Annotated in this window: 19 protein-coding genes and 1 pseudogene; 9 read left to right on the forward strand and 11 right to left on the reverse strand. The window is 68.4% G+C overall.

The genetic code is table 11. The features are described 5' to 3' along the window. Positions 1 to 33: 33 nt before the first annotated feature. Positions 34 to 1,209, reverse strand: a complete 1,176-nt coding sequence (locus tag ACWEQQ_RS22035; protein ID WP_452349494.1) for an acyl-CoA dehydrogenase family protein — start codon at positions 1,207 to 1,209, stop codon at positions 34 to 36. A gap of 242 nt (positions 1,210 to 1,451) precedes the next feature. Here ACWEQQ_RS22035 and ACWEQQ_RS22040 point away from each other — a divergent pair, with 242 nt between their 5' ends. Beyond that, a complete protein-coding gene (locus tag ACWEQQ_RS22040; RefSeq protein ID WP_452342392.1) occupies positions 1,452 to 2,594 on the forward strand; it encodes a cystathionine gamma-synthase in 1,143 nt (380 codons plus the stop codon). A gap of 254 nt (positions 2,595 to 2,848) precedes the next feature. Here ACWEQQ_RS22040 and greA read toward each other — a convergent pair whose 3' ends face one another. Continuing rightward, entirely contained in the window at positions 2,849 to 3,340 is a 492-nt protein-coding gene (greA, locus tag ACWEQQ_RS22045) for a transcription elongation factor GreA (protein ID WP_354833370.1), read from the reverse strand. Positions 3,341 to 3,584: 244 nt separating this feature from the next. Continuing rightward, positions 3,585 to 4,001: a DUF4307 domain-containing protein gene (locus tag ACWEQQ_RS22050; protein WP_379380105.1), complete on the reverse strand. Its 417-nt coding sequence runs from the start codon at positions 3,999 to 4,001 to the stop codon at positions 3,585 to 3,587. Positions 4,002 to 4,229: 228 nt separating this feature from the next. Between ACWEQQ_RS22050 and mca the strand changes: the two genes are divergently transcribed. The 3 genes from mca to ACWEQQ_RS22065 all read left to right on the forward strand — a co-directional run bounded on the left by mca (position 4,230) and on the right by ACWEQQ_RS22065 (position 6,036). Beyond that, positions 4,230 to 5,132, forward strand: coding sequence for a mycothiol conjugate amidase Mca (gene mca / locus ACWEQQ_RS22055; protein WP_452342451.1), 903 nt, complete (start codon positions 4,230 to 4,232; stop codon positions 5,130 to 5,132). Beyond that, positions 5,129 to 5,443, forward strand: coding sequence for a hypothetical protein (locus ACWEQQ_RS22060; protein ID WP_452349495.1), 315 nt, complete (start codon positions 5,129 to 5,131; stop codon positions 5,441 to 5,443). Before mca ends, ACWEQQ_RS22060 begins: the two co-directional genes overlap by 4 nt. A gap of 83 nt (positions 5,444 to 5,526) precedes the next feature. Next, positions 5,527 to 6,036, forward strand: a complete 510-nt coding sequence (locus ACWEQQ_RS22065; RefSeq protein ID WP_452349524.1) for an alpha/beta hydrolase fold domain-containing protein — start codon at positions 5,527 to 5,529, stop codon at positions 6,034 to 6,036. 9 nt (positions 6,037 to 6,045) lie between these two features. Here ACWEQQ_RS22065 and ACWEQQ_RS22070 read toward each other — a convergent pair whose 3' ends face one another. The 3 genes from ACWEQQ_RS22070 to ACWEQQ_RS22080 form a co-directional block, all read right to left on the reverse strand. After that, positions 6,046 to 7,278 carry an FAD-dependent monooxygenase gene (locus ACWEQQ_RS22070; RefSeq protein WP_452349496.1) on the reverse strand — a complete coding sequence of 411 codons (1,233 nt, stop codon included), beginning with the start codon at positions 7,276 to 7,278 and terminating at the stop codon, positions 6,046 to 6,048. A 122-nt stretch (positions 7,279 to 7,400) separates the two neighbouring features. Further along, positions 7,401 to 7,868 (reverse strand): VOC family protein, encoded by a 468-nt coding sequence (locus tag ACWEQQ_RS22075; protein ID WP_379441765.1) that lies wholly within the window; start codon positions 7,866 to 7,868, stop codon positions 7,401 to 7,403. 127 nt (positions 7,869 to 7,995) lie between these two features. Then, the gene (locus ACWEQQ_RS22080) at positions 7,996 to 8,661 is read right to left on the reverse strand and encodes a class I SAM-dependent methyltransferase (RefSeq protein ID WP_452349497.1); all 666 of its coding nucleotides are present in this window, start codon (positions 8,659 to 8,661) and stop codon (positions 7,996 to 7,998) included. A gap of 181 nt (positions 8,662 to 8,842) precedes the next feature. Here ACWEQQ_RS22080 and ACWEQQ_RS22085 point away from each other — a divergent pair, with 181 nt between their 5' ends. Then, positions 8,843 to 9,892 carry an AraC family transcriptional regulator ligand-binding domain-containing protein gene (locus ACWEQQ_RS22085; RefSeq protein ID WP_452349498.1) on the forward strand — a complete coding sequence of 350 codons (1,050 nt, stop codon included), beginning with the start codon at positions 8,843 to 8,845 and terminating at the stop codon, positions 9,890 to 9,892. A gap of 30 nt (positions 9,893 to 9,922) precedes the next feature. Here the strand turns inward: ACWEQQ_RS22085 and ACWEQQ_RS22090 are convergent, their stop codons facing one another. Beyond that, positions 9,923 to 10,966: an AraC family transcriptional regulator ligand-binding domain-containing protein gene (locus tag ACWEQQ_RS22090; RefSeq protein ID WP_452342397.1), complete on the reverse strand. Its 1,044-nt coding sequence runs from the start codon at positions 10,964 to 10,966 to the stop codon at positions 9,923 to 9,925. A 239-nt stretch (positions 10,967 to 11,205) separates the two neighbouring features. On the opposite strand from ACWEQQ_RS22090, the gene ACWEQQ_RS22095 reads away from it, so the two are divergent. After that, entirely contained in the window at positions 11,206 to 12,228 is a 1,023-nt protein-coding gene (locus tag ACWEQQ_RS22095) for a helix-turn-helix domain-containing protein (protein ID WP_452342398.1), read from the forward strand. A gap of 820 nt (positions 12,229 to 13,048) precedes the next feature. On the opposite strand, the pseudogene ACWEQQ_RS22100 reads toward ACWEQQ_RS22095, so the two are convergent. After that, positions 13,049 to 13,354: pseudogene (locus ACWEQQ_RS22100) on the reverse strand (MFS transporter); the annotation flags it as partial. Continuing rightward, positions 13,327 to 13,458 (reverse strand): hypothetical protein, encoded by a 132-nt coding sequence (locus ACWEQQ_RS22105; protein WP_452342399.1) that lies wholly within the window; start codon positions 13,456 to 13,458, stop codon positions 13,327 to 13,329. The gene ACWEQQ_RS22105 and the pseudogene ACWEQQ_RS22100, both read right to left, overlap by 28 nt. 352 nt (positions 13,459 to 13,810) lie before the next feature. Between ACWEQQ_RS22105 and ACWEQQ_RS22110 the strand changes: the two genes are divergently transcribed. The 3 genes from ACWEQQ_RS22110 to ACWEQQ_RS22120 all read left to right on the forward strand — a co-directional run bounded on the left by ACWEQQ_RS22110 (position 13,811) and on the right by ACWEQQ_RS22120 (position 16,426). Next, positions 13,811 to 14,440: a TetR/AcrR family transcriptional regulator gene (locus ACWEQQ_RS22110; protein WP_452349499.1), complete on the forward strand. Its 630-nt coding sequence runs from the start codon at positions 13,811 to 13,813 to the stop codon at positions 14,438 to 14,440. Positions 14,441 to 14,672: 232 nt separating this feature from the next. Continuing rightward, positions 14,673 to 14,894, forward strand: a complete 222-nt coding sequence (locus ACWEQQ_RS22115) for a hypothetical protein (protein WP_452349500.1) — start codon at positions 14,673 to 14,675, stop codon at positions 14,892 to 14,894. Beyond that, positions 14,891 to 16,426, forward strand: a complete 1,536-nt coding sequence (locus ACWEQQ_RS22120; RefSeq protein WP_452349501.1) for a class I adenylate-forming enzyme family protein — start codon at positions 14,891 to 14,893, stop codon at positions 16,424 to 16,426. The genes ACWEQQ_RS22115 and ACWEQQ_RS22120 overlap by 4 nt, the downstream gene beginning before the upstream one ends. A 76-nt stretch (positions 16,427 to 16,502) precedes the next feature. Here ACWEQQ_RS22120 and ACWEQQ_RS22125 read toward each other — a convergent pair whose 3' ends face one another. Next, a complete protein-coding gene (locus ACWEQQ_RS22125; RefSeq protein ID WP_452349502.1) occupies positions 16,503 to 17,213 on the reverse strand; it encodes a hypothetical protein in 711 nt (236 codons plus the stop codon). A 229-nt stretch (positions 17,214 to 17,442) separates the two neighbouring features. After that, positions 17,443 to 17,787 carry an FAD-dependent oxidoreductase gene (locus tag ACWEQQ_RS22130; RefSeq protein ID WP_452349503.1) on the reverse strand — a complete coding sequence of 115 codons (345 nt, stop codon included), beginning with the start codon at positions 17,785 to 17,787 and terminating at the stop codon, positions 17,443 to 17,445. Positions 17,788 to 18,046: the final 259 nt, after the last annotated feature.

Consider the following 18,046-nt stretch of genomic DNA (forward strand, 5'->3'; position numbering starts at 1 on the left):
GTGACATATCGCGCAATTCGCCGGAACTGCCGGTCAGCGGAACGCTTTCGCGCCTGTCAGGGCCTCGCCCAGGACGAGCTGATGCACTTCGGCGGTGCCCTCGTAGGTGAGGACGGACTCCAGGTTGTTGGCGTGCCGCAGCACCGGGTACTCGAGGGTGATGCCGTTCGCGCCCAGGATGGTCCGGCACTCGCGCGCGATCTTGATGGCCTCGCGGGTGCTGTTCAGCTTGCCGGCGCTGATCTGCTCGTTGGAGATCTCGTGCCGATCCTTCAATCGGCCGAGGTGCAGCGCCAGCAGTTCGCCCTTGCCGAGTTCGAGCGCCATGTCGGCCAGTTTGGCCTGGGTGAGCTGGTAGGCCGCCAGCGGCTTGTCGAACACCTCGCGGGTCCGCGCGTATTCGATTGTGGCGGACAGGCAGTCGCGGGCCGCGCCGAGCGCGCCGAAGATGATGCCGAACCGCGCCTCGGACAGGCAGCCCAGCGGCGCGCGGAGTCCACGGGCCTCGGGCAGCAGGGCGACGGCGGGCAGCCGGACGCCGTCGAGGGAGAGTTCCGCGGTGATCGACGCGCGCAGCGACAGCTTGTGCTTCATCTCGCGAGCGCTGAAACCCGGTGTGTCCGTGGGTATTACGAATCCGCGGATCACATCCCGCTCACCCTCGCGCGACTGCGCCCACACGACGGCCACGTCCGCGACGGACCCGTTGGTGATCCACATCTTCGACCCGTCGAGGATCCAGTCGTCCCCGTCCCGCCGCGCTCGCGTTCGCATGCCGCCCGGGTTCGAGCCGAAGTCCGGCTCGGTCAGCCCGAAGCATCCGATCACCCGGCCCGCCGCCATCTCCGGCAGCCACCGCAGCTTCTGCTCCTCGGACCCGTACTTGTGGATCGCCGTCATGGCCAGCGACCCTTGCACCGAAACCATGCTGCGCACACCCGAATCCACGGCCTCCAGCTCCAGGCAGGCCAGCCCGTACGCCGTGGCCGACGTCCCCGCGCACCCGTACCCGTCCAGATGCATCCCTAGCAGCCCGAGCTTCCCCAGCTCCGGCGCCAGCTCTCGCGCCGGAAACGTCCCCGCCTCGAACCATTCCGCCACCCCCGGCCGCAATCGCTCCGCGGCGAAGGCGCGCACCGTATCCCGGATCGCCCGCTCCTCGTCACTGAGCAGGGAATCGATGGCGAACAGCTCGTCCACGGTGACCATGCGCCCACCCTAGAACCGCCGCCGGCGGCTTCACAACGCCGCGCCGGGACCGGGCCGACGGCCGGCAGCGCCGGGTCCGGTGCCGACCGCGCCGGCGGCCCGCTCGGTCTGCGGGGTCAGACCAGGGGTTTCCGCTCCGAGCAGGGTGCCGGCCGTGGTCGTTCGGCGCGCAGGCAGCGGTGGCTGCGGTGCGGGCCCGACCCGGGGCGTTGGCGAATCTGCAGCGTCTTTAGGCTGTTCGCATGAGCGAGCTGGGTTTTTCTACACGGGCGGTGCACGCCGGGTTCGATCCGGACCCTCAGACCGGTGCGGTGAACGTGCCGATCTATGCGAGTTCGACGTTCGCCCAGGATGGTGTCGGCGGGATGCGCGGCGGGTACGAGTACGCGCGCACCGGGAACCCGACCCGGACGGCGCTGGAGGCGAACCTGGCGGCGCTCGAATCCGGTACCTACGGGCGGGCTTTCGCCTCGGGTATGGCGGCCACCGACTGCGCGATCCGCGCGAACCTGCGGCCCGGTGACCACATGGTGATCCCGAACGACGCGTACGGCGGCACCTTCCGGCTCATCGACAAGGTGTTCACCCAGTGGGGGATCGAGTACTCGGTCGCGCCGGTGTCGGATGTGGACGCGGTCGCCGCGGCCATGCGGCCCAACACCAAGCTGGTGTGGATCGAGACGCCGACCAACCCGCTGCTGAACGTCGGCGATATCGCGGCCCTGGCCGACGTGGCGCACGCGGGCGGCGCGAAGCTGGTGGTGGACAACACCTTCGCCTCGCCCTACCTGCAGCAGCCGCTGCTGCTGGGCGCGGACATCGTGCTGCACTCGACCACCAAGTACCTGGGCGGGCACTCGGACGTGGTGGGCGGCGCGCTGATCACCAACGATCAGGAGATGGACGCCAAGTTCGCGTTCCTGCAGAACGGTGCGGGCGCGGTCCCGGGCCCGATGGACGCCTTCCTCACCATGCGCGGCATCAAGACGCTGGCCCTGCGCATGGACCGGCACTGCGACAATGCCGAGACCATTGCCGAGTTCCTCGCCAACCACCCGAAGATCGCCCAGGTCATCTACCCCGGCCTGCCCGAGCACCCCGGCCACACCGTGGCCCAGAAGCAGATGCGCCGCTTCGGCGGCATGATCTCGGTGCGCGTCCACGGCGGCAAGGACGCGGCCCTCGCCTTCTGCGCCAAGACCAAGATCTTCACCCTCGCCGAATCGCTCGGTGGCGTCGAATCCCTCATCGAGCACCCCGGCGCCATGACCCACGCCTCCACCGCCGGCTCGGCCCTCGAGGTCCCCGCCGACCTGGTCCGTCTCTCCGTCGGCATCGAGGACATCAGCGACCTGCTGTCGGACATCGAGCAGGCCCTGGCCTGACCACCTCCCCGAGCCTTTAACGGGCGGCCGGGTGCCGTGCTCGGTCACACACCCGTGCCGGCGGTCGGGATCCGAGCCGATTTCGGGGGTACCCGGTGAGTTACCCCGGGCCTCCCGAAATCAGCTGTCGCTTTCCGAAAAACAAAGCGCCGCACCATTTTTGGTGCGGCGCTTCGCTGTTCGCGGCCGGTGCCGACAAACATTGCGGCCCCGGCGTCCGTGTGGACCGGGGCCGCGAATCCGTCGGTCGTAAATCAGCTGTGGTAGGGCTCCGCGGAGACCAGCGTCACCTTCATGGTGTTGCCATTGGGCAGGGTGTATTCGCGGGTTTCGCCGACCTTGGCGTTGATGAGGGCGCCGCCCAACGGGGAGTTGGGGGAGTAGGTCTCGAGGTCGGCGCTGCCGAGGCCCTCTTCGCGGGTGGCGATGAGGAAGGTTTCGGTGTCGGTCTCGTCGCCGTCGTAGTAGACCTTGACGACCGAGCCGGGCAGGGCGACGCCGGACTTGGTGGGCGCGACGCCGACCTTGGCGTTGTTCAGCAGCTCCTGCAGCTGGCGAATGCGCGCCTCCTGCTGGCCCTGCTCCTCACGCGCCGCGTGGTAACCGCCGTTCTCCTTGAGGTCGCCCTCTTCACGGCGCTCGTTGATTTCGGCCGCGATGACGGGACGGTTGGCGATGAGCGCGCCGAGTTCGCTCGTGAGCCTCTCGTGCGACTCCGGGGTCAGCCAAGTCACGGTCTCAGTCATCTCGATCACTCCCTAGTAGTTGTCCCCGGCAAGCCGGGATTCCCTGATGCCCGCTACCGTGGCCATCCGGAGATGGGCACAGCAGCAGTGGACAGCCAGAGCGATCCCTGGGGAGAGTCCCGACAGCGCCGGCCGTCAATGCAGCAAACACGGCTCCGAACGCCGGAACCGTGTATCGCGTCATTTTAGCACGATTCGGAAAGACGCAGGTAGAAGCATCAAAGCGGGTCGCTTAACGGACGATTCACCCGGCGCGCAGATAGGCCGGCACATGGTCGCTGCACCCGTAGACATTGCCGGCGCCGGCCCGTCGGGTGGTCTTGATCGTGGTGACCACGCGGACGGTGCCGGAGTCGGAGCCGGGCACCAGGATCTCGCGGCGGCCGACCTCGTCGGTGTCGCCGTCCATGGCCCGGACGAAGCAGACGACCGCCTGGCCCGGATCCTTGCGTGTCACTTTGAAATCCACGCTGACCGTGGAGTCGTCGACGATCGTGTAGCCGATCCGATCCGGTTCGATGGCCTGCGGCCCATAGGTGCGGTAGCCCAGATAGGAGACCCCGAGCCCGGCGAGGATGACGACCGCTCCGAGGGCGTAGGGGAGCCAGCGGCGGGTCTTCCGAGGCGCAATCCCATACCGGTCAGCCGGTCTTTCACTCATATCGGGGACGCTCCCGGGGGGTAGGTCGGAACAAACAACGATCGGATGGAACTATAGGGAATGAATATCTGATGCCTGTGTCTGGACTCGGTACGTGCGGTCAGGGTCCGGAGGCGGAAGCTTGCGTAACCACGCAGGGCCCCTGCACGTGCCAATTGATACAGCTCGACGCTACGAGGTGGAAAACGTGATCGGTGAGGTGAACGAGAAGTGAGTGGTCTTCGCCTCATGGCGGTGCACGCGCATCCCGACGACGAATCCAGCAAGGGCGCGGCGACCACCGCGCGCTATGCCGCCGAAGGCAATGACGTGCTGGTCGTCTCCCTCACCGGTGGGGAACGCGGCGACATCCTGAACCCCGCCATGGACACCCCCGGCATCAAGGACCGCATCACCGAGGTCCGCCGCGAGGAGATGGCCGCCGCCGCCGAGGCGCTCGGCGTCCGCCAGACCTGGCTCGGCTTCGTGGATTCCGGTCTGCCGGAAGGCGATCCGCTGCCGCCGCTGCCCGAGGGCAGCTTCGCGCTGGTGCCTCTGGAGGAGGCCACCGAGGCGCTGGTGCGCGTGGTCCGCCAGTTCAGGCCGCACGTCATGACCACCTATGACGAGATGGGCGGCTACCCGCACCCGGATCACATCATGTGCCACAAGGTGTCGGTCGCGGCCTTCGAGGCGGCGGGCGATCCGGAGCGGTTCCCCGACGCGGGCGAGCCCTGGCAGCCGCTCAAGCTGTACTACAACCACGGCTTCAGCCTCACCCGGCTGGAGGTGTTCGCCGACGAGTACGCGCGCCGCGGCGAGCCCTTCCCCATGCAGGACTGGATGGACCGCATGCGCAAGTACGCCGCCGAGCGCGGCGACATCATGGCGCGGGTCACCACCCAGGTAGAGTGCGCCAAGTACTTCCCGCAGCGTGACGACGCCCTGCGCGCCCACGCCACCCAGATCGACCCCAACGGCGCCTTCTTCGCGATTCCGCTCGAGATGCAGCAGCGACTGTGGCCCACCGAGGAGTTCGAGCTGGCCAAGACCCGGGTCACGACCGCGATCCCGGAGACCGACCTGTTCGCGGGAATCGACGAGGCCGATTCCGGCTTCGACGCCGCCGACACCGAGGACACCGACCGATGATGCTCACGCTGCTCGCCCAGGGCACCAACTCGCCCACCGGACCCGAGTTCGGCAAGGCGTCCCCGCTGGGTCTGGTCATCGTGCTGGTGCTGCTGGCCGGCACCATCCTGCTCATCCGGAACATGAACAGGCATATCAAGAACCTGCCCGCCGAGTTCTCCCCGGAACATCCGGAGGCGGACCAGGAGGCCGACGAGGGCACCGAGCACGGCATCGCGGCGCATGCGGATCAGGAGGCCGCGCAGGCGGAGGACACCGAGTCCGAGCCGCGCAGCGAGACCAAGCCGGAAGCCACCAACGGCACCGCCTGAATCCGCTCGGCATCCCACGACCCCGGTCCGGTGACCGGGGTCGTGGCATATCCGGGGCCGCCGGAACAAACAGCGGGCGCTGGCTGCGCGAGGAAGCGGCTGTGGCCGCGAATTCCATTGCGCTGGCGGGTGATTCGGCGGGCGGCAATCTTATCGCGGCGCTGCTGCTGGAGCTGCGCGATGCCGGGGCGGCGCTGCCCCCGGCAGCCGTGCTGCTCTCGCCCGGGTTGGATATGAGCGCTTCCGGGGTCTCCATGACCGAGCTCGACGGCCGGGACGCGATCTTCACCGCCGGCATGCTGCGGGGTGTCTTCGCCGCCTATCTGAATGGCGCTGATCCCCGAATTCATTCGGCCTCACCGCTTTTCGGTGACCCGGCCGGCCGGCCGCCGCTGCTGATCCAGGTCGGCACGGCCGAAGTGCTGCTCAGTGACTCCGAGGGCTTCGCGGCCGCCGCGCGGGCCGCGGGCGTCGATGTGACGCTGTCGCTCGGCGAGGGTCTCCCGCATGTCTACCCGATCATGCGGGACACCCCGGAGGCGGCGGCCGCCACCGGCGGGATCGCGGCCTTCCTGCGCGAGCATCTCGGCTGAGGCCGGGATTCAGACCAGCGTCTCGGTCTCGTACGCGGGCAGCCGGTAGTCCTCGGCCTTGGGCTCGAACAGCTTCCGGGTCAGCGGGAGCATCGGGCCCGAGGTCATGATCCGCATATTGAGCCGGCCCAGGGCGGTCAGGACCTTCGACTTCGGGAGCATCATCTGGATGCCGCCGCCGGGAAGTTCCTTGGCCGCGTCCAGAAACGGGGTCACCCGCTCCTCGTAGCGGGCCAGCGCGCCGGGCAGATCGTCCGGGGTGGCGGCGATTTCGCCGGTCAGGATGTACGCGCCCACCAACGCCATCGCCGTGCCCATGCCGGTCAGGGGGGATCCGCAGTAGCCCGCGTCGCCGGCCAGGGTGACCCGCCCGGCGGCCAGGGTCGGCATGTCGATGCGGGCCAGCACATCGAAGTAGAAGTCGGGTGCGCCGGGCATGGCCGCGAGCGCGGTGGGCGCGTGCCAGCCGGCCTCGGCGAGCATGTCGGTGATGAGGCGCTGCTGGGCGGCGACATCGCGGCGCAGCGCAGGGTTCTCCGAGGTGCGGAGGGTCAGGATGGCCTTGGCGGTGCGCGGGTCGCGGTCGGGGCGGATGCCGACCGCGGCGCTGGGCACCGAGTGCATGGCGAACCAGCCCGGCTTGGTGTCGGCCGGGGTGGGCATGGTGAAGAAGGCGGTGTAGCCGCCCAGGTACGTGGAGAACTGTTCCTCCGGCCCGAAGGCGAGGCGCCGGACCGCCGAGTGCACACCGTCCGCGCCGACCACCAGGTCGAAGCGCCCGTTCGCGCCGGAGCCGAAACCGACGGTGACGCCGGTGTCGTCCTGGTCGAGGGTCTCGATCCACTCGCCGTAGCGGTAGTCGAGCTTGCCCGGAGTTTCGGCCAGCAGGTCGAGCAGCACCTGGTTCAGATCGCCGCGGGTGATCTCGATTTCGGCGACCGGGCCCTTGCCGTCGAATGCCTCCACCGGCAGGGCGGCGTATTCGGTGCCCTTGCGGTCGACCCAGGCCATGCCCAGCTCTTCGAGCTGGTATTTGCGGATGCCCGGCATCAGGCCCATGCGCTCGGCGACCTCCTTGCTCGCGGCGCGCAGGTCGACGGCCTGGCCGCCGGGGCGGGGCGCGGTGGCGCGCTCCACGACGGTGACCCGGGCGCCGGCCCGGAGCAGTTGCAGCGCAACGGCATTGCCGGCGATGCCGCCGCCGGAAACGAGGACGTGCAGCGAGTTGGCGGTGGTGTTCATGGTGTCGGGCCCTCTCGGTTGGCTCCAATGTCTAAGACAAATGTACTAAACGATTGGCACGCTTGTCTAGTACAAATGTCTCAGGCAGGTCTGCCTGGGGATATGCGCTTCCGGGAAGGTGTTCAGCCGAGGGTTGGGGTGTCGTAGACGGTGAACCCACCCTTGCCGTCGGTGTCCATCCCGAGGAATCGATCCGCGTGGAAGGGGTTGTTGGCCAGCAGCCGCACCACGGTGTCGTCGGGGTCGGCGAGATCCAGGATCGCGCCGTACGGGCCGCGATCGATCACCTCGCCGCGGGTGTACTCCAGTTCGTCGGCGCGGGCGGCGAAGGCGTGCAGGTCGTCGACCGAGTCCACCTCCAGGGCGAATACGTCGAAGCCGCGGAAATCCGGTGTGCCCGCACAGTATTCGCGCTCCCACAGCGCGATGCCGAAGCCGGACGGGTGCATGAGCTGTGCCCCGCGCAGCTCACCCTCCTCCCGGAACTCGCCCGCCAGGCGCAGATCCAGCAGGTCGCAGTACCAGGCGACACTGCGCGCCAGGTCGCTGACCGGCAGTTTGACGTGGCGGATGCGGACCAATCCGGCCATGGTGCCTCCTGATCGGGGTGCGGCGAGCGGGGCATGAACCCCTGAAGAATGCCACTTCGCCACGCCGCTGACGCGGAATGGCACTCTCCTGGCGCGAGCGGCCACCGCCCGGATGGGGCGCCGGCTCCTAACCGTTTTTGGTGGCCACGCCCGTGATCAGCGGTCGAACGATCGGGGGCATTGCCCGCCACGGCATTTCCTGCACGTCTTCGAGCTCCAGCCCGGACGCCCGGATCAGCTCGAGGGTGGCGCGGTTGCAGTGGCAGCCCTCGGCGAACCGGCGCCACGGCTCGGCGAGACGGTCTTGCCAAGCGGAAAGTCGCGGCGACTCGGAACGTACGTGCTCGAGAAACAGCAGCTGGCCGCGGGGACGCAGCACGCGCTCGATCTCCCGCAACACCGGATCCGGGTCATCGACAGTGCACAGCACGAGTGTGGAGACGACCGTATCCACGGTTCCATCCGCGAACGGCAGTTTTTCGGCCGATGCGTCGAGCACACGTGCGGGATGTCGGCTGCGACCCAGCCTCCGCGCCAACCGTGTCCGCATCGCGGCCTCCGGTTCGGTCAAGATCAGCTCGTCCAGGCCGTCCGGGTAGTACCCCAGGTTGAGGCCGGTACCGCTGCCGAGCTCGACAGTCCGCCCCCTCGCACGGCTGAGCAAATTTCGCCGGCGAGCGCCCATCCCCGCCTTCTCGCCCATCCACAGCAGCGGGTCGTACAGCGTCGCGAAAGCCCGGGCCCACAGGTCCGAGCCCTCCGCCGCTGCCGCCGGGGCGGCGCCACTGCTCACAGACTCGACAGTACGCCGGACGGGCATCATCGCCTATGCCCAGCTCCTCGAGCAGGCGGTGACAGTTACCGATGCGCTTACTCTGCGGGTCGGCGGGGGAATACGTACCGGAAGGTCCGAGTTAACGGGAGTCTCAGCGCAATTCCGTGAGAAGGCGCAATTCCGTGAGAAGGTGGCAGAGATGGCGACTACGGTCCTGGACCGGTCCGGCAATGCGGTCGATACCGTCTCGTCCCATGTGGTGGGGGTGATCGCGGACGCGGCGCGGCGGGCGGGCGCCGAGACGGAGCAGATCGCCCAGTTGCTCGGTCGTGATCCGGCCCTGCCGTTCGACGACACGGCGCGTATTCCGACCGCGACGGCGTCGCGGCTGTGGGAGCTGCTGGACCGGCTGGCGGGACCCGAGGCCGGAGTGCTGGCCGCGAACGTGGCCGAGCTGGGGCGGCTGCACGTGTGGGACTACCTCATCGGCAATGCGCCCACACTCGCCGAGGGCCTGCGCGACGCGGCGCGCTACAACAACACCATCTGCGACCGCCGCGTCGATATGGAGGTGGTGGAGGACGGATCCCTGCTCACCGCACGCTATCTCGATCTGCCGCATCGGGGCGCGGCCGCGGCCGCCAACAAGGAATTCGTCATGGCGGTGATGGTGCGGCGGGCGACGGAGAGTTTCGGCGACGCGGGCCGGCCGGTGCGGGTCGACTTCTCGCACCGGGGTCCCGACGATCGTGCGCACCTGATCCGTGCCCTCGGCACCGGGAACATCCACTTCGGTCGGGACCGGGACGCGCTCACCTTCCTCACCACCGCGGAGACCGGTGGCCGGACGAATGATCCTGTCCTGCAGGGGATTCTGCGATCGCACGCGCAGAAGCTGATCGACTCGATCGGGCCCGAACCGGCCTGGCTGGATGTCTTCCGCGCGGCGCTGCGAGCGGCGCTGCCGGAGTCCGGCGGCGACGGGGTGGGCTTGGAGGAGGTGGCCACCGCCCTCCGGATCAGCGACCGGACCCTGCAGCGCCGCCTGGCCGAGCACGGCACCAGCTGGCGCGCGGAGCTCGAGATCGTGCGGCGGGACACGGCGATCGCCCTGCTGCGCGACCACACGGTGCCGGTGCGGTCGGTGGCGTTGCGCCTCGGGTACCGCGATCACCGGGTGCTGGCCCGGGCTTTCCGCCGCTGGACCGGGCAGTCACCCGCGAGCTTCCGCCGGGATCAGCCGCGGTGACCGCCGCTGCGCAGGTGCACCGCGGCCCACTCAGCTCACGTCGGTCCAGCGCTGCTGGGCGCGGCGCAGCGACCTCGGATCGGAGTAGCCGAGGCGGCGGGCGCGCTCGGCCTGGGTGAGGCCCAGCGGCTGGTCGAGAACCTGTTGCCTGCGGGCCTTTTCGAGCTCGTACCGCCAGGATGTGCCCTCCTCGGCGAGGCGGCGCTGCAGGGTGCGACGGCCGGTCAGCAGCCGGCGGGCCACCGCGTCGATGGTCACCGCGCCGTCGATCAGCATCGACGCCAGCTCCTGCTGCAGCCGGTCGGACCAGGTGGTGATGCGCGGTGGCGCCGTCATCTCGGCCTGCTGCACCAGGATTCGGTTCAGGACCGGGTCGGCGCGCAGCAGCGGCAGCGCCAGATCGGCGTTCCGGAAGGTGACGCGATTGGTGGCCGCCCCGAAATCGATTCGGGGCGTGCCGAACAGCTCGGTGAGCGCGGTCAGCTCCGCCCGGCCCTTGGGCGCCCGCTGCCGCAGTCGCACATCCACCGGCACCACGTGCTGGCCGGTGGCCGTGCGCATTTTCACGACCATCCCGCACAGACCGGTGTGCATGGCCAGTTCGCTGCCGCGGCCCTCACCCCGGGCCAGGCCGGTGTACACCGTCGTCACACCGTCCGGATCCGCGTCGGCGACCGCCCGGAACTCCCGGTTGGTCGAGCACGCGTCCATGAATCGATCGGTGAGCGCGAGTCCCGCACCCAGGGTAGGCGCGGTCAGCAGCAGGTAGTCGATGATGCCGAGCTGTCCGGGCGTGTACTCGAGTGCGGTGCGGACGGCGATGGCGGGATCCTGGGTTTCGTGTTCGACGAGTTCCCACAGCCGCAGGTACCGCTCGCTGGGCACCATGGATTCGGGGGAGGTCAGCAGCCAGCCGGGCAGGTCCGCGGCGAGCGCCAGGCGATGTCGCGTGTCGTCGGACACTCCGATCGTGCTCAGCACATACCCCGGCAGCAGCACGGTGTCCATCACCTGTGCGTCGGGGTCGAGCCCGGCCCCGGTGGGGGCGTGAATACCGGTGGGGTGGATGGTCATTGGGTTCCCGGGAGTGGAGCGTCATCGACGGGCGGTGGCATCGTGTTGCACTCACGGTGCAATGCACGAGGGTCCAAATTAGACTGTGCGGTGCGGTTTTTGAAACAGGACGCACGACGTGGGTGACTTCAGCGTCCGAGGTGACGGCCGTCCGGCCGGTCAGCGGCCGGGCAGCAATGGCCGGGTTGCGGTCCCGAAGGTCCCGTTCAGAAGTAATCGGTGGTCGCTAAGCTGCGGCGATGATCGGCAATACCATCTCGTCGCGGCTGGCGGCCCTGGTCCGGGAGGCGGCGCTGCGGGCGGGAGCGTCGGCGTCGCAACTCTTCAGCGTGCTGGAGCTGGAGGCCGATCAGCTCGGCGACGATCTGGTGCGGGTTCCGACCGGCTCGGCGTGGCGGGTCTGGGAGCTGATCTATGCGGCCGCGGGGCCGACGGGAGGTCTGTGCGCGGCGGCCACGGCGACGCGGGGGAGCCTGTCGGTGTGGGACTACCTGTTCTCCAGCGGGCCGACGCTGGCCGAAAGTCTGCGCAGCGTGGTCGAATTGCGCGCCGTCGTCGCGGATCCGCTCGGTGGCGGCCAGGTGCTGGAGAGCGGCGGGTTGCTCATCGTCCGGGATACCGCGACCGTCGAACCGGGTCCGATCCTGGGGCTGGTCGAGGAGTTCACGCTCGCGGTGATGCTGCAGCGGGCCCGTGAGGCGACCGGGCATCCGCTGGTTCCGGTCCGGGTGGCGTTCCGGCACCGCGCGCCGCGCAATCATCGGCAACTCGTCGAGGCGTTCGGTACCAACCGGATCTGCTTCGAGGCCCCGCACTCCGAGCTGACCTTCCTCGATGCGGCGGCCCTGCCCACCGGGGGCGACCCGAACCTGGGCCGGATCCATCGCGACTACGCGGAACTGCTGCTCGCCAGTGCGCGTCCCGTGCCCAGCCCGATCGGCAGGATCCGGGCGGTGCTGCGCGAGGCGATGGCGTGCGGCGAACTCGAACTCGATCAGGTCGCCGCCCGGCTCGCGGTCAGCCCGCGCACGCTGCAACGTCGTCTGCAGGAGCTGGGCACCAGCTGGCGTGCCGAGGTCGACACGGTCCGCCACGAGCACGCGTCGGATCTGTTGCGCGGCACCGATCTCCCCATGTACGCGATCGCGGCCCGGCTCGGCTACACCGACCCGAGGGCGCTGCGGCGGGCGTTCCGCCGTCAGGCGGGGCAATCGCCGGACGAGTTCCGCCGGTGGGCGGCCACCGGTTCGATATCCGGGTAGCCGGCGTTCTTCAGGCGTGGTCGGTGGTGAGGTGGAGGTAGGCGGTGTCGAGGGGGATGTCGACCGCGAACCAGGCCGCGGGCCGGTCGTCGTCGCGGGGGCACCAGGCGGTCGCGATGCAGAGCCGGGCCACCTCCGTGGTGGCGAGACCGGGTAGCCGCCACTGGATTCCGGCCGGATCCAGGTAGCGCACACCGTATTCGCAGTCGTCGTCATTGCCGTCGGCGGGCAGCTGGTCCGCCCAGTCGGCGGGCATGAGCCGGCCGTCGGCGGCCTGCATGGCCAGCAGTTCGGAATCCGGGCCGCCGATCGACACCGAGAAGCGGTCGTTCTCGGCGGTCACGGCCGCGAGGCATTCACCGGAGTCGGGACCACAGAACGTGTCCGCGGACAGATCGGTCAGTTCGGCCGAGAAGGACAGTGCGGGCACCGCCGAATGCGCCTGCACCTGCCAGATTCCCGCCCACATGGGTACGGCCGCGCCGCCGTCCCAGGCCGGCATCTCGATGCGGCCCAGGAGCAGATCGACCGTGGCGTCCCGGTGCCGCCAGCGGTGCAGGTGCGAGCCGTTCGCCAAGCGCCACACGGCATCCGGACCGGTCGGTACCCGTTCCGAGCCGAGCGCGACAGCGAACACGACGGTGCCGAGCGGCGTATCGATCACGGCGGGATGCCGGTCGACCTGGTGCAGGCGGTCGGTGGGAAGCATGCGCCCCATCATGCACCCCGGCGAATGGACACCCGATCTCCGGTGCGGGCGAACGGCCCGGCGGGGGTGGGTTCCCTTCGGGCCGTTCATGTTTCCGATCCGGCCGGCTCCCGCCGCGCCGGACGGGAACGCCGAATACCCGAGCACCTGTCGCAGATACAGGTTCAGGAAGAACCACATCGGCACCCACGCCGCACCCAGCAGCACCTGCGCGCGATTGGCCGCGCCCAGATCCGGGGCCCGGAAGATGCTCAGCGGCATCAGCGGTTCCTTGCGCCGGGCCTGAATCGCGACGAACGCGCCCAGCAGCACGACGGCCCCGAACACCGCCACCAGCGCGATCGGGATATTGATGTAGAAAACCCAAGGCCACGAGGCGGATTGGGTGATCAGCCCGCCCAGGAACACGCCTGCGGTGCGATGATCGAGGTGTCCATGATGACCATGAACTGGGCGAGGGCGATGAGCCCCAAGGCGATCCGGCGCCGCGACGGCGGCGGCGCGGAGTACCGGGTGGACATAGGCATCACTCCCTGACAGAGATCTCGGGCGGCCGGTCGGCCACTGGCAGTTCCAAACCGTCTTTGATACCCCTATTGGGTATGCAGGAATATTGGTTGCTGTGACCTATCTCATACCCCTTAGGGGTATGAGATATCCAGTACCAGCCCTACTCCTCGCGAGAAGGTGAGTGGTTGCCCCGATCGAAAACAAGGTCTGCCGATGCTGCGGTGTGGCCTGAAAACCCTGTTCAGCGACGGTGTGGCCACCTCATTGAACGATTGCCGTGATGTAGCCTCATCTTCCTGTCTCGCAGTGTAGATGTCGAATCGATTTCGATGTCGAATTTCGGCGCTGTTACGATCTCGAATCGTGTTCGAAAATCTGTCGACACCTCGGGCTTCCACCCGCCCTGCTCCGGTCCAGCGCCGGGGAGTCAAGCGCGTGCAGGCCATTCTCGACGCCGCCGAGGCGTTGCTCGGTGAGCGGGGCTACGAGGCTGCCACCCTCAAGGCGATGGGCGAGCGAACGGGCATTCCGGTGGCCTCGGTGTATCACTACTTCGCTGACCGGCATCAGGTTGAAACCGAGTTGGCGCACCGGTATCTGCGCGAACTCGACGAACGTCTGCGTGTCGCGTTGGGTCGCAGCGAGCCGGGCACCCTGCGCGACGCCTGCGACACGGTCGGCGACCTGTATCTCGCTTACATGCGCGAACATCCGAGCTTCGGCGAGCTGTGGTTCTCGGGGCGTAGCTCGTTGCTCAGCGGACTGGCGCAGACGTTCGACGCGTCGCAGGCACGGCAGCTGTGGTGTCACCTCACCGAGCGGGCCCTGATTCGTCCCGATACCCCGCCGGCCGTTGTCGAACTCGCCTTCGAGGCCGCCGACAGGCTCTTCGATGTCGCCTTTCGGCGCTCTCCGGAGGGGGATGACGCCACGATCGACGAGGCGAGCCGCCTGGTCGCTGCGTACCTGGGGACATACGCGCCACGGCACTGAGGCAAGGAATGTCTCGACCCGGTCGGGCAGTCGCCGTCGAGTCGGACGCCATGCGCAGGTCGGCCGACTGTTGACACCCTCACACCATGGCCCTTAAATTCGAATTCGATTCGATATCGAACTGCATCGCGGATGCTGCCGGCCGCGTTGCGCGATGTCGCCCTGCACACGACGACACCAAGAGAACGGAGTGGTCTCGTGGCCAACTGTGATGACGTCGTCGACATCAGCGATGCCGGAGTGCTCGCTCCGCCGCAAGGAGAGCCGCATCCTGCTGGACTTCTTCGCGAAGGCAGCGGTCCGGCGGACCTATCCCTGGCGCGGTGGCCTGTCGGCTCGCGTCACCGGCACTCGCGATCCTGTGCCGAATCGGACTTCCCCCAGCGATGACAGAGGAGAGATCACCATGATGTCCGTAGCCGACTCGCGCCGCCGCCCGGAGGTCGCCGAATGACCACTGCGATCATCGAAATAGCGCGCTCGCGCAACCCTTTCGACCAATCGGCGTTGACCAGGGACGCGCGGGGAATCGCGCACTACACCGATGTGCCGGCGACGTTGCCGGACCTGGTGCGCGCGCACGTCGACACGCACCCCGATGTCGAGGCGGTCGTCGAGATCGGCGGTGATCGGCTGACCTACGCCCGGCTGTGGGAACGCGCGTCGCGGGTGGCCGGTGGGCTTCGGGCGCTCGGCGTGCGGCGCGGGGATCGAGTCGCCCTGCGATATCCGGCCGGTGTGAACTGGGTGCTGGCCTTCTGGGGCACGGTGTTCGCGGGCGGCATCGCGGTGCCGGTCAATACGCGCTCGGCTCGTCCGGAGGTGGAGTTCGTGCTCGACGACGCCGATGTGACGGTCGATCTGGCGGCCGATACTCCACTGCCCGACGGCGATCCGTACGTGGCGGAGGGTCTCGGCGCCGGTGATGTGGCAGCGCTCTTCTACACCTCCGGTACGACCGGACACCCGAAAGGTGTTCCGACGACACACGAGGCTTTCATCACCAGCGCCGAGAACATGATTCGCTGTTCCGGCATCTCCCGTGACGCCGGCCCGGAGCTGCGCACCCTCATCTCCGTGCCCCTGTTCCATGTGACGGCCTGCAATTCACAACTGCTGGTCGCCGCCTACGCCGGCGGCACCTCGGTGATCCTGCCCGCACTCGACCTGCCGGCACTGATCGAAGCTATTGCCGCGGAACGCATTTCCTTCCTCGTGACGGTGCCCGCGGTGTACTCCCTGCTGCTCCGTCATCCGAACTTCGCCGACGCGGACGTGTCCCGGGTCCGCATAGTCGGGTACGGTGGCGCGCCGATCGCGCCGTCGCTGGTACAGGCGTTGCAGGCGGCGTTCCCCCGGGCGACCGTGATGAACGGTTACGGCATGACGGAGACGGCGTCCTTGATCGCGGTGCTACCGGACCAGGACGCGATCGAGCACGCTGATTCGGTCGGCTACGCGGTGCCGTCGGTGGATCTGGGTATCGTGCCGATCGACGGTGAACCGGGCACGGGAGAACTGGTGGTCCGAGGCCCGAATGTCACTGCGGGATACTGGAACCGAGCGGAGGCGACCGCGGAAACGATCGTCGGCGGCTGGCTGCGCACCGGCGATGTCGTCCGGATCGATGATGCCGGACGCGTGCACATCATCGACCGGATCAAGGACATCATCAACCGCGGCGGCGAGAACATCTCGAGTGTGGAGGTCGAGGCGGTACTGCTGTCCGCTCCCGGTGTCGCCGACGCCGCGGTGCTCGCCGTGCCCGACGACGTGATGGGGGAGAAGGTCGGCGCCGTCCTGTTCGGAGACCGGGCGCCGATCGATGTCGCGGCCGTGCTCGCGCATTGCCGAAACCATCTCGCCGACTTCAAGATTCCGCAGTACGCCACGGTTGTCACCGAGGCGCTACCGCGCAATGCCGGGGGCAAACTGCTCAAGAACCATCTGCGCCGGCAGGTGCAGTGGGGTGCTCCGTTGCGCTGAGGAACCACCGGGACCGGTCAGTGGATATTGTGGTTGCGCCGGGCGAGATCGCTACCGGCGCAACCACATAGGGCTGTCAGGATACGGGAGCCGGTGCGTTCTCCATCTGGAAGAACTGGATCGCCGAGGCGATACCCACCGGCACACCCAGCAGGATGATGCCTGCCGCCGCGCCCAGCGCGGTACCGATTGCCGCACCGGCGATACAGCTGCCGACCCAGCCGGGGACGAAGATCGGGGTCATCAGGGCGGCGCCGACGACCGCGCCCAGGATGCAGCCACCGCCGAGTCCGACGATGGTGCCGAGGAGGGTCCCGACGCCGGTGGCCAGGCCGAACTGGGCGGCCGCGCGGCCCAGATCGGCGTCGAACTGGGCATCGACCGGCTTCAGCGGATCCGCGGGAAGGGTGATCATGTCGACCGGGGCGGCCGCGGCCGGGTCGGTGTTCGGGGTCAGGGTGGCGGTATTGCCGTCGATCTTCGCTGCGATCGGGAACCGCAGGCCGCGCATGTCGTAGCTCAGTGGCAGACCGGCGACAGCCTTTCCGGTCGAGTCGAGGACCTGGAACTGGCCGCCGTCGGTGGCCAGTGCGCCCAGATCGGTCTTGACCACCACGGAGTCGCCGACGCGGTCGGCGGTCCAGTGGATGCCGGACTGCTGTGCATCGGCCGGGTCGGCCGGGGCCGGGATCGGCTGCGCCGGAGCGGCATTGGAGTCGGGTATATTGTTGGTGAGCACGCCGAGCGTGACGACGGCGGCGACGGTGTAGGCGGTGAGCTTCCTCATCGGTGAACCGAACCTTCCAAGAAACGCGAATTGAACAGTGCCGCAGGGTTATCGAGCGGCAACGCTGGGGTCGTCGTTGGTTCTGCTGATTTGTCTGCCGACTAGATGTGGTCGAGCGTTGGAACCTCCGTTCCGCTGAAGTCCCCGCACATGAAGGACTTTCAGCTGCTGCGGCAGCGGCTCGCCGACGAGTGGGCCGGCGAGTGTCAGAGCGTGGTGAGGACCTCGGTCACGGTGCGCTCGGCCGCGCGGACGGCGCGCCCTCGAGGAAACCCTCGAACTCGGGTGCGGCTTCGGTGCCGGCCCAGTGGATCCGGCCTACCGGCTCGATGACCGCGTCGGTGCAGCTGGTCACGACCCCCGGGGCCCGGGTGCTCACGCACCCGGCGATCCACGGCTCGTCGACCCAGCTCTGCTCGATGATGCGCACCGGCGCTCCTGCCTCAGGGCCGAAGCGGGTGACGAGATCCTTCACGATCGCGGCTCGGCGCGCCTCCGGCTGATCGAGCACCTCGTCGGGCCACGAGTGGCCGACAATGTCGACGTTCCGCGCCTCGTTGTGATCGCCTGCCATGACCTTCTCCGTTCGGCCGCTCATCGAGTTGAAATGGAACCCGAATCGGGTTCGACTTTAAGAAGAAGTGTGATCTATGTCAATGGGGGAGGTGCCGGGATCTGAATGACGGATCGAAGAGTGCGCAGCCGGTCGGATCACGGGTTCGGCGCATCGTCGGCTCGGAAGGTTGTGGCCCTACGAGGGTTGATCGGCGCGCGACTGCGGACCGCGAGGCGTTACCTGGCTCCAGGCCGCCGCGCGGTGCGAAAGGTGTTGG

Source organism: Nocardia sp. NPDC004123 (assembly GCF_053603795.1).

Coding starts and splice junctions, on each gene's coding strand:
- ACWEQQ_RS22070 (WP_452349496.1), bottom strand. CDS start 7,278: ATGAACACCACCGCCAACTCGCTGCACGTCCTCGTTTCCGGCGGCGGC.
- ACWEQQ_RS22040 (WP_452342392.1), top strand. CDS start 1,452: ATGAGCGAGCTGGGTTTTTCTACACGGGCGGTGCACGCCGGGTTCGAT.
- ACWEQQ_RS22125 (WP_452349502.1), bottom strand. CDS start 17,213: ATGAGGAAGCTCACCGCCTACACCGTCGCCGCCGTCGTCACGCTCGGC.
- ACWEQQ_RS22095 (WP_452342398.1), top strand. CDS start 11,206: ATGATCGGCAATACCATCTCGTCGCGGCTGGCGGCCCTGGTCCGGGAG.
- ACWEQQ_RS22130 (WP_452349503.1), bottom strand. CDS start 17,787: ATGGCAGGCGATCACAACGAGGCGCGGAACGTCGACATTGTCGGCCAC.
- ACWEQQ_RS22060 (WP_452349495.1), top strand. CDS start 5,129: ATGATGCTCACGCTGCTCGCCCAGGGCACCAACTCGCCCACCGGACCC.
- ACWEQQ_RS22115 (WP_452349500.1), top strand. CDS start 14,673: ATGCCGGAGTGCTCGCTCCGCCGCAAGGAGAGCCGCATCCTGCTGGAC.
- ACWEQQ_RS22035 (WP_452349494.1), bottom strand. CDS start 1,209: ATGGTCACCGTGGACGAGCTGTTCGCCATCGATTCCCTGCTCAGTGAC.
- greA (WP_354833370.1), bottom strand. CDS start 3,340: ATGACTGAGACCGTGACTTGGCTGACCCCGGAGTCGCACGAGAGGCTC.
- ACWEQQ_RS22050 (WP_379380105.1), bottom strand. CDS start 4,001: ATGAGTGAAAGACCGGCTGACCGGTATGGGATTGCGCCTCGGAAGACC.
- ACWEQQ_RS22085 (WP_452349498.1), top strand. CDS start 8,843: ATGGCGACTACGGTCCTGGACCGGTCCGGCAATGCGGTCGATACCGTC.
- ACWEQQ_RS22105 (WP_452342399.1), bottom strand. CDS start 13,458: ATGTCCACCCGGTACTCCGCGCCGCCGCCGTCGCGGCGCCGGATCGCC.
- ACWEQQ_RS22075 (WP_379441765.1), bottom strand. CDS start 7,868: ATGGCCGGATTGGTCCGCATCCGCCACGTCAAACTGCCGGTCAGCGAC.
- mca (WP_452342451.1), top strand. CDS start 4,230: ATGGCGGTGCACGCGCATCCCGACGACGAATCCAGCAAGGGCGCGGCG.
- ACWEQQ_RS22120 (WP_452349501.1), top strand. CDS start 14,891: ATGACCACTGCGATCATCGAAATAGCGCGCTCGCGCAACCCTTTCGAC.
- ACWEQQ_RS22090 (WP_452342397.1), bottom strand. CDS start 10,966: ATGACCATCCACCCCACCGGTATTCACGCCCCCACCGGGGCCGGGCTC.